Annotated in this window: 11 protein-coding genes; all 11 read right to left on the reverse strand. The window is 71.5% G+C overall.

What is annotated here, in order from left to right; translation table 11 throughout:
• Positions 1–27: 27 nt before the first annotated feature.
• Positions 28–1,329, reverse strand: a complete 1,302-nt coding sequence (locus OG335_RS35255) for a lysine N(6)-hydroxylase/L-ornithine N(5)-oxygenase family protein (RefSeq protein ID WP_405015220.1) — start codon at positions 1,327–1,329, stop codon at positions 28–30.
• A gap of 142 nt (positions 1,330–1,471) precedes the next feature.
• Complete coding sequence (locus tag OG335_RS35260) at positions 1,472–2,593, reverse strand: NAD(P)/FAD-dependent oxidoreductase (protein WP_405015221.1); 1,122 nt, start codon at positions 2,591–2,593, stop codon at positions 1,472–1,474.
• Positions 2,593–4,560, reverse strand: coding sequence for a class I tRNA ligase family protein (locus OG335_RS35265; RefSeq protein ID WP_405015222.1), 1,968 nt, complete (start codon positions 4,558–4,560; stop codon positions 2,593–2,595). Before OG335_RS35265 ends, OG335_RS35260 begins: the two co-directional genes overlap by 1 nt.
• A gap of 79 nt (positions 4,561–4,639) precedes the next feature.
• Positions 4,640–5,194 (reverse strand): DUF3291 domain-containing protein, encoded by a 555-nt coding sequence (locus OG335_RS35270; RefSeq protein ID WP_405015223.1) that lies wholly within the window; start codon positions 5,192–5,194, stop codon positions 4,640–4,642.
• 71 nt (positions 5,195–5,265) lie between these two features.
• Complete coding sequence (locus OG335_RS35275) at positions 5,266–6,507, reverse strand: NAD(P)/FAD-dependent oxidoreductase (protein ID WP_405015224.1); 1,242 nt, start codon at positions 6,505–6,507, stop codon at positions 5,266–5,268.
• Positions 6,508–6,568: 61 nt separating this feature from the next.
• Complete coding sequence (locus OG335_RS35280) at positions 6,569–7,261, reverse strand: rhodanese-like domain-containing protein (RefSeq protein WP_405015225.1); 693 nt, start codon at positions 7,259–7,261, stop codon at positions 6,569–6,571.
• 2 nt (positions 7,262–7,263) lie between these two features.
• Entirely contained in the window at positions 7,264–8,907 is a 1,644-nt protein-coding gene (locus tag OG335_RS35285) for an AMP-binding protein (RefSeq protein WP_405015226.1), read from the reverse strand.
• The gene (locus OG335_RS35290) at positions 8,901–9,860 is read right to left on the reverse strand and encodes an alpha/beta fold hydrolase (RefSeq protein WP_405015227.1); all 960 of its coding nucleotides are present in this window, start codon (positions 9,858–9,860) and stop codon (positions 8,901–8,903) included. The genes OG335_RS35285 and OG335_RS35290 overlap by 7 nt, the downstream gene beginning before the upstream one ends.
• Positions 9,853–11,466, reverse strand: a complete 1,614-nt coding sequence (locus tag OG335_RS35295; protein ID WP_405015228.1) for an amino acid adenylation domain-containing protein — start codon at positions 11,464–11,466, stop codon at positions 9,853–9,855. The genes OG335_RS35290 and OG335_RS35295 overlap by 8 nt, the downstream gene beginning before the upstream one ends.
• A gap of 35 nt (positions 11,467–11,501) precedes the next feature.
• Positions 11,502–11,975, reverse strand: coding sequence for a GNAT family N-acetyltransferase (locus OG335_RS35300; RefSeq protein ID WP_405015229.1), 474 nt, complete (start codon positions 11,973–11,975; stop codon positions 11,502–11,504).
• Complete coding sequence (locus tag OG335_RS35305) at positions 11,972–12,448, reverse strand: hypothetical protein (RefSeq protein ID WP_405015230.1); 477 nt, start codon at positions 12,446–12,448, stop codon at positions 11,972–11,974. Before OG335_RS35305 ends, OG335_RS35300 begins: the two co-directional genes overlap by 4 nt.
• Between the last annotated feature and the right edge of the window lie 57 nt (positions 12,449–12,505).

The following is a 12,505-nucleotide window of genomic DNA, read 5'->3' on the forward strand; positions in this document are numbered from 1 at the left end:
CGGGAGCACGGGTGTCTGCTGGTTCCATTACGGGAGACGCTTCCTCAGGGCCTCGGATATGGTCTTCGCCCTGAGCGACAGCAGGCTGAACGAACCGGCGTCACCGATGCCGTGGCTGGATTCGCACAGGCCGTTGAGGAAGAGCGCGGGCGTGTCGGCGCTCACCGGCTGCACTTCGTAGTCCGGATCGACGGAGAGGTAGCCGTGGCTGTCGAAGCGGAAGTCGGCGGCGATGCCGCGCATCATGGCGGGGACGCGCTCCTGGTGGGCGGCCGGACCGAGGTCGCGGAACCCGGTGGCCAGGACGACGAAGTCGGCATGGTGCTCCTCGCGCTCCCCGGTGTTCAGCTCCTCGACGCCGAGGTGGACGCCGTCCTCGCGGACCTCGATCCCGCGCACCTGCCGGCTGGTGCTGACGGACACCTTCGGGTCCCCGTCCAGGCGCTGCTCGTAGACGAGCCGGTACAGCTCGCGCAGCACGTCCCCGTCGGCCGACGAGTAGTTGGTGAGGCGCATGTAGGAGTCCATGGCGTTCTTGCGCTCGCGGGAGGCGCGGTAGTAGTACTCGGTGAAGTCGGGGAAGTACCCCTCCTCGCTGAACGGGCTGGTGTCCTTCTGACGCAGCGACAGCGAGCGCACGAGCAGGTTCACCCGGGCGCGGGGGTAGCGGCGCGCGAGGTCGAGGGTGAGCTCCACCGCGCTCTGGCTGCCGCCGACGACCGTGACGGAGCGCGGGGACCAGTCACCCGCACCGGTCCCGCCCTGCTCCTCCAACTCCCGCAGCGCCGGCAGGTAGCGCGTCAGGTGGAACACGCGCGGGGAGTCCACCGCGTCGAAGGGTTCCGGGACGAAGGGGGTGCGGCCGGTGCCGATCACCAGCGCGCGGGCCCGGACGGTCTCCCCGGCGGAGGTGGTGACGGTGTAGAGCGCGCGGCCGTCGGTGTCGCGGTCGACGGTGACGCCGGTGACGTGCACGCCGTAGTCGACCAGCCGGCTGAAGTGGCCGGCGACCCAGGCGACGTACTGCGCGTACTCCTTGCGCAGCGGGAACTCCATCGGGACGTTGAGGTGGTCGAGCAGCAACCCGTTCTCGAACAGGTAGTTGATGAAGGTGTAGCGGCTGCGCGGATTGCGCAGCGACACGAGGTCGCGCACCGGGTGGTTCTGGATGTCGGACCCCGGAAGCATCATCGCGCTCTGCCAGGACGGCCCCGGACGGGCCTCCAGGAAGCGCACGTCGAGGTCGTGGCCCTCCTCCTCCAGGGCGATGGCGAGAGCCAGGTTGGCCGGACCGAAGCCTATGCCCAGGACATCGTGGCAGTGGGTCACTGTTCCCCCTTGATGGAAGGCAGGTGTGGATGGACGGCGGTCAGTGGTGGGAACGTCACGGGACCGGACGCATCCGGCATGAGACACCTCGGTGCAGTGGTGGGGAAGGGTCCGGGGGCCGGTGCCGTGGGGCGGACGGCCGTCAGGCGGAGTCGGCGAAGGCGTCGGCCAGGCACGCCTGCGCGATGCGGCGGCCGGCCTCCGGCGCCGTCTTGACGCCGCCGCCGTTCCAGGCCCGTACCGACCACACGTGCGGCACGCCCGTGGCCTCCAGCAGCCCGGACGCCCGGCCGCCGTCCGGCGGGCCGTAGGCGTCGGCGGCGCGGACCGTGGCCAGGTGCGCCGCGGTGGCGAGCCACGGGAAGTGGGCGGTGAGCGCGGCCAGGGTGGCCCGCTCGTGGGCCGGGTCCGGCCGTGCTTCGGTCGGGGAGTCCCACACGAGGTGCGGCATGCCGATCAGCGTCCGGTCGGAGCCGACCGGCTTGGCGTACAGCCCGGTCCGCAGGTCGATGAAGGTCGCGTGGTCCGGTGCGGGAGGGCGGCGCTCGACGATGCTCACCTGGATCGACCGCGACCGGACCGGTGAGGCCGGCCGCAGGCCGGGCACCGGGTCGGCTGCCCAGGGCCCGACCGCCCCGATCACGGCCCCCGCGCTGATCACGCCCGCGTCCGTGAGCACCGTCGGGCGTCCGCCGCGCTCCCCGACCTCGAGTACGCGGACCCCGTGGCGGACGAGTGCGCCGTCGGCGGCCGCCTGCGCCAACCAGTCCGCGGCGACTTCCGCGGGCGCCACCCAGCCGGCCTCGGGCTCGACGAGGGCGACACCGCCGGCCAGGCGGATCCCGGCCGCCTCGTCCCGGTCGGCCACCACGTGCGCCGAGGCGGCGAGTGCGTCGTTGATCCGCCCGGCGGCCGCCTGGAGAGCGGGCTCCAGGGCCGGGTCGGCCACGGTGACCGCGCCGACCGCGTGCAGCGGGGCCCGCCCCGACGCCCAGCGTCCGGGATCCCGGTACGCGGCCAGGCTCAGCAGCGCCAGTTCCCCGACCAGCGGGTCGGAGTCGTACCCGCGCACCATGCCGCCGGAGTGGCCGGTGGCTCCGGCGGCATGGTGCGGCGACTGCTCGACCAGGACGACGGACACACCCCGGCGCGCCAACCAGTGCGCGACGGAGGCACCGGTGATCCCGGCGCCCACCACCACGACATCGGCGACGGCGGGCAGTTCCCCACCGTGCAGGGGCGTCGCCGCACCGGGGCCGTCCACTAGGACCCGCTCCCGGCGAGGGCCGCCGTGGCGGGGCCGGGAGCGGGGGTCGCGCACCGGGTGCCGGAAGGGAGGAAGGTCCACTCGGCCTCGCGGACCGGCTCCCCGGGCAGGCCCAGCCAGTCCCAGACCTGTTGGGCCAGCCCGGGCGTGACCGGCCAGGCCAGCGCGGCGAACGCCTTGGCCGCCAGGTACTCCAGAGCCAGGCTCGTGCGTGCCTCCTCCGGCAGCGACGGGACGAGGCGGACCGCCTGCTCCGTCGCCCGGAACTCGTCGCAGCGTTCCACGAAGGACTCCAGCAGCCGGATGTACCCGCGCGCGCTGAACGACTCCGGGAGCAGCAGGGCGTCGAGCTGCTGCGTGGCCAGGTTGAGGTACCGGTAGAACTCGCGGTGCGCGTCGGTCCAGGCGCCGGTGCCCGGGACCCTTCCGTCGAGCTCCTCGGTCGGAGCCGCGAAGCCGGCCAGCCACGCCTGGGCGCCGAGGTGCAGCGGGTCCTGGTCGAGCCGGTCCGCTGTCGTCCGGGCGATCCGGGTGACGCGTCCCTCGGGGGCGTCCCGCAGCAGGGCGAGGCGTACGACGTCCGGTCCCGCCGCCGCGAGGGCGTCGTCGGCCCAGACCGCGTGGCCGCGGCTGGTGGAGAACTTCTCGCCGTCCAGGTGAAGGAACTGGTTGGTGACGAACGAGGTCGGCAGGTACTCGGTGAGCTCGGCCGCGAAGGCCACGGCCGGGAGCAGGACCGCGTAGAAGAAGCTGTTGTCGTAGCCGAGGAAGAGCGAGATCTTCGCCGGTCCGCCCTGCTCGGTCTCGGCTCGGGCGGCGTCCAGGAAGGTCAGTGCAAGGTCCACCCAGGCGTCGACGGCCCGGCCGTCGCCGAGGGGAACGCCCCACTCGGTGGACCGGTCGAGCCGGTACGCGGGCAGCCCCTCGGCCAGCAGCCGCTCCACCAGGGCCTGGAGGTCGGGCGAGGTGTACGTGAGCCGCAGGTAGTCCCGCAGCCGCTCGGCGTAGGTGTTGAGGTCCAGCCACAGTGCCCGCTCCGGGCGGGTGACGGCCGGGGTGCCGCAGATCAGGCATTTGAGACCGGCCAGCTCCCGGGCCTCGTTGGGCCGACCGCAGGCCTCGCAGATCTCCCCGTTGCTGGATGCGCCGCAGTGCGTGCACAGCCCGAGGGCGAAGGCCTGGTGCAGCGACAGCTCGCACTGCGGGCAGTAGGCCGTCTCCCGCTCCTCCTCCGTGACGGCGGGCGAGGCGGCCACCCGGGCGAACAGCTCCCGGATCCGGTCGGCGTGCTCCGGGTCCCCGAGGGGGCGGGTCAGCCGGTCGGGGCTGACGCCGGCCGCGCGCAGGGTCGCGATGATGGCGTCGCCCGTGGTGGTGGCCACGTCGGCCGGCTCCGTGCCGCGCAGCCGGGCGGCGGTGACGACGAACGACTGGTGGTCGTCGGTACCCGTGACGTACCGGGCGCCGCGGCCCGCGCTGCGCAGCGCGCGAGCGAGCATGTCGGCCCGGACGTAGGGGCCCGCGAGGTGGCCGAGGTGCAGGCCGCCGTTGGGCGTGGGCGGGGGGCAGAAGACCAGCGTCCGCTCGGCGAACCGGGCCCGCGGCGAGGTCTGGTCGAGGACCTCGACCGCGGCCGGGATGTCCTCCCAGTAGATCGAGACGATGTCGAACGGCTCGTCGAAGGTGTTGCGGATCTCGTGGAAGCCGAAGGGCGACAGGTGGACGACTCCGCCGGGTCCGAGCAGGCACTCCTCGTCCCCGAGCACGACGGTGGCCTGCCCGGCCAGGACGATGAACATCTCGCCGTCCTGGTGGGCGTGCCGCTTCGAGACGCTGTGCGCGGCGACGCTGCCGAAGACCGACCCGAAGGGCAGGCCCTTGATGTCGGTGGCGTCCAGCATGTCCTGGAGATCCATCTCGTAGGACCAGCTCATCGCCGATCTGTCGAACTTGCGCGTGATCACAGAGAGTCCCTCACTGGCTTGGAGCGGAGAGCGGAAGAGGAGGGGCCCGGCGCACCGGCGCGGGGCGGGCCGGAGCGGCTCATCGGGGGTCCCGCTGCCTTTCGGCCGACCCGCTGAGCCGGGTGGGTGCGCCGTCGGGGGTGAACGGCTGGCGGAGCGTGAACGCGACCGGAGAGGCGCCGTTGTCGTGCAGGTGCTCAAGGCGGCGGCAGGCGTCGGCCCAGGTGGGGACGGTGGTGTCGGAGACCCACCACACCGCGTAGCTGGGCCACTCCGGCTTGAGGAACCACTCGTGGCGACTACTCAGGGCCTTGCGGTGCAGACCTGTGTAGACGAAGGAGAAGACGGACTCCAGATCGGTCCACAGGGACAGGGTGGAGGCACGGCTGTCGGTCTCGTTGCTCCGGCCGCCGGTGTAGAAGCGCGGGACGTCGAACGTGCCCCAGGCTCCCCAGTGGCGCTCGAAGTTGGTCAGATGGCTCTGCCCGGGGTCCTCCTTCGCCCGGGCGATGAATCCGGGGCTGCCCTCCGCCTCCTCGAAGGTGGGCGGCGTGAGGTCGTCGAACGCCTGCACCTCGGGGTCCCCGTAGGGCTTCTTCAGGATCGCGAAGGTCGTGAACGCGACGCGCGACATCAGTCTCTCTTCCCCATCTGTGTGTTCATCGTCGTGGAGTTTCCGGTGGTCGACCGGTCAACTTCCTTCGCTCAGCGGGTGCTTCGGCTGAGCATCGCGCGCAGGAGGTCCTGGTTGAAGCCGGCCGGCGAAGCCAGCCGGCCGGTGATGGCCAGGTACTTCCGGCTCAGCTCCGGGCTACCGCTGATGGTCTGGAACATCTTTCGCCGGAACGCCGCCTTCTTGCTGATGAGGGAGTCCGCGCAGATGCCTTCGACGTGCGGGGCGATGGTGTCCGCGAACCGCTGCCGGTACTCGTCCAGCCCGGCCTTGAGATCGGCCTTGGCCAGGGACCGGTCGGCGAACGAGGCGGCCAGCAGGTCGGCCGACGACAACGCGAAGCCGCAGCCGACCCCGCTCATAGGGTCGAGCGACAGGGCCGCGTCGCCGACGAACGGGACCAGGCCCAGCACCGGTTGCCGGACCTGGCTCGGATAGTCGGTGTAGCCCAGCAGTTCCGACTGCGGGACCGCGCCGGCCATCGACGGTGCCTCCGGGAGCGCGTCGAAGTAGGCCAGGAACTGCCGCATCCGCTCCTCCGGACCGCGCCAGCCCTCGACCCGCGACTTCTCCGCGAACAGCACGAGCAGGGTCCTGCCGCCGGGGAGCGGATAGGTGCAGGCCAGGTCGTGCTCGTTCATGACGAAGACCGAGCGGTTCCCCTCCGGGGCCTCGATCCCGGAGAAGTAGCCGAAGAGGCAGGCACGCTCGTTGGGATGGGTCTCGGCCGGGTTGTCGAGCTCCCTGGCCATGCGCGAACGGCGCCCGTCCGCGGCCACCACCAGCCCGGCACGGAAGCGGCGGGGTCCGGCATCGCCGAGTGTGTCCAGCGTCCAGCCGGACTCGTCCTCCGTGACCGTCTCCACGCCGGTGCCGTCGATGAACTGCACGCCCTGCTCCCGTGCGGCCGCGCGCAACGCGGGGTCGAGCACCCGCCGTTCGAGGTTGAGGGCGTACGAGTCCGGTTGCTCGGGGAGGTATCCCCCGGGCCCTTCGATCAGGCCCCCGGGCGTGACGAACACGGCCTTGGTGGTCGTGGACCAGGCAGGCTCGCGCAGGTGGGCCAGCCCCAGCCGGTCCAGCAGCGGCACCCCGTTCGGCTGCATGAAATGCGTGCAGAGTCGCTTGTGGGACTGCTCGTCGGTCGCCTTCTTCTCGAAGACCGCGACCCGGTGGCCCATCTGGCTGAAGCGGATCGCGGTGGCGCAGCCGGCGATGCTCCCACCGACCACCGCGACGTCCAGCTGCGTGCGGTCGGAACTCGGAGTACTCACAGGGGGACTTCCATCTTTCGGTTCGATCGGACTCTCTGGTCGGCTCCGGTCGGCCTCGGCGCTAGCCGGCGCATCCGCAGTCGGCGTGGTGGACGAGGCGCCCGGCCTCGAGTCCCTCGGTGGCGTGGCCGTCCCGCTTCCACCAGTCCAGACCGCCGATCAGCTCCTTGACCCGGAAGCCCGCGGTCGCCAGCTTGATCGCTGTCTTGGTGGAGGCGTTGCACCCGATGCCGTCGCAGTAGGCGACGTACAGCGGTGTCCTGGGGTATCCGGAGAGCAGTTCCTGCGAGATGGAACGGTGCGGAACGCTGATCGCTCCGGCTATGTGCTCCCGCTCGTAGGACTCGCTGCTGCGGCCGTCGACGACCACGATGTCCTGGCCCTCGTCCAGGGCGGTCCTCAGGTCCGCCGAGTCGATCTCGTAGGCCAGTTTCTCCTGGTAGTAGTCCAGTTGACTGCGCTGCCCCCGGGCCGGCTCCTCCCCGTCCGGGCCGGACTCCCCGTCGGCCTCCATGAACCGGCCGGCGATGCCGTACAGGTCTCCGAGGGTGCTCGGGGTGACCAGTGAGTCCGCGTGCTCTCCCAGGTCGACGCCGCAGTCCTCGAGGAGTGAGACCAGGACGCTGATGGTCGTGAGGGAGTCGAGGCCGAGGGCGTTGAGCGTCGTGTCCTCCGGCAGTCCGACGACGTCGACCGGCTCGCCCAGCGCCTCCTCCAGGTACTCGGAAACCTTGTCCTTCACAGCTGCTGACATAGCTACACCTCGTCCATGGGTTCGACGGCGCCGTCGGCCGACACCGCGAAGTAGTTGGAGTTCGACTGCTGAGCCGCCGCGTCGAGCCGCCGGACCAGCTCGCGTTCATCGGTCTGCACGGTCTGCACGGTCGTTGCGGCCGGTCCGGTGCGCACCCAGGCCATCAGGGTCGGACGCATGTAGCCGGGCAGTACGGCGCGCAGGTGCTCCTGCGTGTCGGCCACCGTCTGTCGGGCCGACGACCCGACGACGAGGGCGACCACGTCGCGGCCGTTCCGCCGGACGACGGCCGGGACCGCCCGGTCGACACCGGGCCGGCTCAGGGCGCTGCGCCGGATCTCGCCCAGATGGGTACGGCGCCCGGCCAGCCACACGACCTCCTCGTCGCCGTGGCGGCGGAACACGATGTCGCCGGCGTTGTCGTAGGCGCAGACGTCCCCGGTCCGGAAGTAGCGGATCCCGTCGGACTCCACGACGTGGCGGGCGGTCTCCTCCGGCCGGTCGAAGTAGCCGCGCATCACCTGCGCGCCGCCGATCCACAACTCCCCTTCGGTGTCAGGCTGCTGGACCTCGACCCCGTCCTTCACCAGCTTCGCCGCCATCCCCCGCAGCGGCCTGCCGATCGGATGCGCGGGCCCCTGCTCCGGGTCCGCGTGCCCGATCTCGTTGCCCACGCTGAAGACCGTGGCCTCGGGCGGCCCGAAGGCGTGCAGGAAGCGGGTCTCCGGCAGCTGCTGCCGCCAGATGCGGACCACGGCGGGATCGCACACCTGGGCACCGGTCATCACCACCTCCAGGCCGGGCAGTTTGGCCCGGGTGATCTGGCGTCCGTCCCCGGTGATCATGGCCAGCAGCATCGAGACCGCGATCAGGTGGGTGATCCGCTCGCGCCCGATGACGGAGCGCATGACGGCCCCGGCGGGGAGGCTGCGGAACTGGTAGACGAAGGCTCCCAGCGACAGGGGGAGCAGCGTGTCCTCCAGCGACACATCGGCGTGGAACGGCGCCAGACTCAGCACGCGGGAGTCCGGGGTGATCCGGAGGACCTGGTTGTGGTTGCCGAAGTAGGAGGTCAGCGCTGCCGCGCTGGTCTCCACCCCCTGGGGCTCACCGGCCGAACCGGAGGCCCAGACGATGTACGCGGCCTCCTCCGGCCCGCGGGCCGCGGTGGTGTGCACCGCCGCCGGTCCGGACAGGATCGCGGCCAGTTGCGTCCCGCCCAGGAAGCGGCTCGCCGAGGCGGTCGGCTCCCGGTCGTCCAGTGCGATCACGACCGCCGGTTCCAGGCGCGCGAGCAGCGCCTCCAGCCGGCCCGCCGGCTCGGAGCCGTCGAGCGGGGCGTAGACGGCTCCGCACTTCCAGACGGCGACGGCGAGCGCCGGCATGATCGAGCGCTTCTCGGCCAGGACCGCCACGCGGTCCCCCTCGCCGACCCCCTGCCCGGTCAGCCAGGCCGCGACCGCCAGGGCACCCTGTTCGAGCTGGGCGAAGGTGTAGCTGGTGTCTCCGTCGCTGATGGCGGTGCGGTCCGGGTACGCCAGGGCCGGCGCCACCAGCAGGTCGCCGAGGGCGGGCAGCGGCGTGGACCGGTCTGCGGGGTCGACCGACCAGGGCGGCAGAGCACCCGCTTCGGCTGTGGCTACCATTTTCGAGCCCGTTCCCTTCCGTCTGCGTTCCCTTCACGGACTCCGGTGCTCGACGGGAGCGGGAACGCGGTCCTGGCGATCTCGGTCACGGCGCGCCCGGCCGAGTCCAGCCTTCCCGCGTACAGGCAGAAGTCGTGCGGCAGGTCCGGGAAGTGGCGGTGTCGTACCACGACCGACCGTTCGCCCAGGTGCCCCACCCAGTCGAGTCCTTCGTCGCGGAGCACGTCGCAGCCTGCCGTCACGACCGAGCACTCGGGCAGCAGGGCCAGATCGCCCGGCGTCAGGGCGAACGGGTCGAAGGAACGCTCCGCAAAGAAGGGGCGCAGTATCGACCTGAACGTGCGCATGGCGCTGCTGTCCAGGAAGTAGCCCTCACCGTAGGTCCGGTAGGACTCGCGCTCCGTCTCCAGGTCGAGCACCGGATAGATCAGCACGACGCGTGAGAGGACTCCGGGTAGGACGCGCAGGCTCAGGTAGAGCGCGAGCAGCCCGCCGACGCTGTCACCGGCGATCACCAGAGGCCGGCCGGCCAGGGCCGCGCAGCGTGCCGCGATCTGCTCCGCCAGCAGGTCCACCGACTGCTCGGCGGTGGACTCCGGTGCCTTCAGGTAGTCGAACGCCTCCACGGGCGCGTGCAGGGTGTCCGCCAGCACGCGCAGGAAGGGCCGGAAGACGGCCGTCGAGTAGTAGACCATCCCGCCGCCGTGGATGTAGAGGACCCAGGGGGCGTCCTGGTCCTCCTGCTCCGGCCGGATGACCACCGAGTGCTCATCCGAACCCGTCGGCGCGACGTCCTCCGGCTCGGCCGGGCTCCCGAAGCGGGCGATCCACCGCTCGGCGTTGAGCCGGTCCTGCGCGAGCGAGCCGGTGGAGGCGGCGGTCCCCATGATCTTCCTGGCGGCGGCCAGGCGGCGGAACTCGACGTCCAGCGCCCGCTCCTCCCGGTCAGACATCGCCGTCCCCGTCGAGGGGCCCGACGCCGCCGTCCGGCGCGAACGCGAAGCGCGTCGCACTCGACCCGTCGACTGCCCCGGCGAGCAGCCGCATCAGCCGGATCTCGTCCGTCTTGCCGGTCGAGGACACGGCGAACTCCGGCGACCAGGCGAGCAGCGCCGGGCGCATGTACTCGGGCAGCAGGTCCGCCAGCAGCTTCTCGACGTGGGTCAGCACCGTGCGATCGGAAGCGACCACCACCAGGGCGATCACGTCGTGGCCGTGGCGCGGGACGAGCCCGACGGCCGCCCGCTCGACGCCCGGGCAGCCCAGTACGACCTGCCGGATCTCACCCAGGTGGATCCGGCGGCCGGCCAGCTTCACTTCGTCGTCGTTCCGGCCGCGGAACACGAGGTCGCCGTCCTCGTCGTAGCTGCACATGTCGCCCGTGCGGTAGTACCGGACGCCGTCCACCTCGACCACGCGGCGCGCGGTCTCCTCCGGCTGGTTGAAGTAGCCGCGCATCACCTGCTCGCCGCCGATCCACAACTCGCCTGCCTGGTGCGGCTCGTGGACCTCGACGCCGTCGTGCACCAGCCGCACCGCGACTCCGCGAAGCGGCCGTCCGATGGGGTACGTGTTCGTCCGCTCCGGGTCGGCCCGTTCGATCTCGTGGGCGGTGCAGACGATCGTCGCCTCGGTCGGCCCGTACACGTTGAAGACGCGCACCTCGGGGAGGCCGCTCTTCCAGGCGTTGATGACACCGGGGTCGCACACCTCGGCGCCCGTCATCACCAGCTCCAGGGCGGGGAACTTCTCCCGGCTGACGTGCCGTCCGCCGTCCGTGATCATGGTCAGCAGCGTGGACACCGCGATCAGGTGCGTGATCCGTTCGCGCGCGATGACGGCGCGCATGATGGCACCTGCGTGGACGCCGCGGAACTGGTAGACGAACGCGCCCAGCGACAGGGGCAGCAGCGTGTCCTCGATCGACACGTCGAAGTGGAACGGGGAGAGGCTGAAGACCCGTGACTCCGGCGTGAACCGCAGTACCTCGTTGTGGTTCCCGAAGTACGCGAGCAGGCTGCCGGTGCTGATCTCGACGCCCTTGGGCTCGCCCGTCGAGCCCGAGGTGAAGATGATGTACGCCGTGTCCTCGGGCCGCCTGGCCACGGCCGGCCGGTCCGGGGCCGGTCCCGAGAGGACCGCGTCGAGCTGCGTCCGGCCGACCCAGCGGACGCCGGGCACCGTCGGCTCCCGGTCGTCGAGCGCGATCACGGCACTCGGCTCCAGCCGGTCGAGCAGGCCGCGCAGCCGCAGCACCGGCTGCGTGGCGTCGAGCGGGACGTAGACGGCCCCGCACTTCCAGATCCCGATCGCCAGGACCGGCATGACCGCGCACTTCTCGGCGAGGACCACGACCCGGTCGCCACTGCCGACGCCCTGCTCGCCCAGCCAGGCGGCGAGCGCCCTGGCCTGCTGCTCCAGTTCGGCGAAGGTCAGTCCGACCCGTCCGTCGTGCAGCGCCGGGCGGTCCGGCCGGTTCGTCGCCGCGGCCCGGACGATGTCACCGAGCTCCGGCGGCGGGAAGGCCTGGTCGGCGGGGTCGAGGGACCAGGGGGGCATCGGTATCGGCGACACCATCGGATTCCAACTCTCCGTCAAGAGGAGCTCCGCGCAGTAACGTTGTAGCTGAAGCGGAGCTTTGCTTTGTCCTTGGCACCCATCCGCCGGTAGAAGCCGACGCCGAGCTCGTTGTCCGGAGGGGTCTGCCACTCGGCCCACCCGCACTGCTGGGTGACGGCGAACTCCCGCAGCCGCTCCAGGAAGACGCGGCCGAGCCCCATCCGGCGGTACGGCTCCTGGAGGTAGAGGCAGTCCATGTAGACGAACCGCTCGGCGCCCCAGGTGGCGAAGTCGGTGGTGACCGTCATGAAGCCGCAGGGCACCCCGCCGTCCGTCGCCACCCAGCCGTACAGCGACGCCCGCTCGGCGAAGAACGCCGAACGCCAGCGCTCGACCTGGCCGTTCTCGTGGAAGTCCGCCCCCTCGTACACCGCGTGCTCGCGGCACAGGGCCAGCAGCGCGTCCAGGTGGGACGGCTCGATCGGCTGCACCTGGACGTCGCGGCTCATACCCACCCCGAGAAGGTCGTGGCCAGGTACGCGTCGAGCGCCACCTGGTCGAGCCGGCCCTGCGACAACACGGTGTTGACCCAGGCGTCGCGCTCAAACCTGATGACCTCCAGCTCCCAGACACAGGCGATCAGATCGCGCTGGGCAAGGGGGGCGAACGTCGTGCCGCCCTCGGCGTCGACCACCGATCCGCGCACCCAGTGCTTGAGCATGTCGGCGTCGTACCACTGGCTCACCAGCAGGTAGTCGGCTTCCTTCCCGTAGTGCAGGATCAGGAAGCCGACGGGGTGGTCCCCCTCTTGCGGAGGTTCGCCCAGCACAGAGGCCGCGTGCTGCCGCAGCCACTCCGGCTCCGGGAGGGCGGACCCGTGCTCCGGCTGCGCGAACATCGCGTACGCCTTCAGCACCCGACCGCACGCCTCGACCGGCGGGAGCGCCTTCACCAGGCGCGGCGAGTAGGTCAACGGATTCATGTGGCCGCTGCCCATGGTTGCGGGCGGTATTCCATGCCCCGCCCTGTGAAGCTCCCC

Source organism: Kitasatospora sp. NBC_01539, from assembly GCF_045040525.1.
Classification (GTDB): Bacteria; Actinomycetota; Actinomycetes; order Streptomycetales; family Streptomycetaceae; genus Kitasatospora.

What these genes read in the sequence shown, in the direction of transcription:
- OG335_RS35295 (WP_405015228.1), bottom strand. Translation starts at nt 11,466, where the DNA reads ATGCCCCCCTGGTCCCTCGACCCCGCCGACCAGGCCTTCCCGCCGCCG.
- OG335_RS35285 (WP_405015226.1), bottom strand. Translation starts at nt 8,907, where the DNA reads ATGGTAGCCACAGCCGAAGCGGGTGCTCTGCCGCCCTGGTCGGTCGAC.
- OG335_RS35305 (WP_405015230.1), bottom strand. Translation starts at nt 12,448, where the DNA reads ATGAATCCGTTGACCTACTCGCCGCGCCTGGTGAAGGCGCTCCCGCCG.
- OG335_RS35270 (WP_405015223.1), bottom strand. Translation starts at nt 5,194, where the DNA reads ATGTCGCGCGTCGCGTTCACGACCTTCGCGATCCTGAAGAAGCCCTAC.
- OG335_RS35280 (WP_405015225.1), bottom strand. Translation starts at nt 7,261, where the DNA reads ATGTCAGCAGCTGTGAAGGACAAGGTTTCCGAGTACCTGGAGGAGGCG.
- OG335_RS35290 (WP_405015227.1), bottom strand. Translation starts at nt 9,860, where the DNA reads ATGTCTGACCGGGAGGAGCGGGCGCTGGACGTCGAGTTCCGCCGCCTG.
- OG335_RS35300 (WP_405015229.1), bottom strand. Translation starts at nt 11,975, where the DNA reads ATGAGCCGCGACGTCCAGGTGCAGCCGATCGAGCCGTCCCACCTGGAC.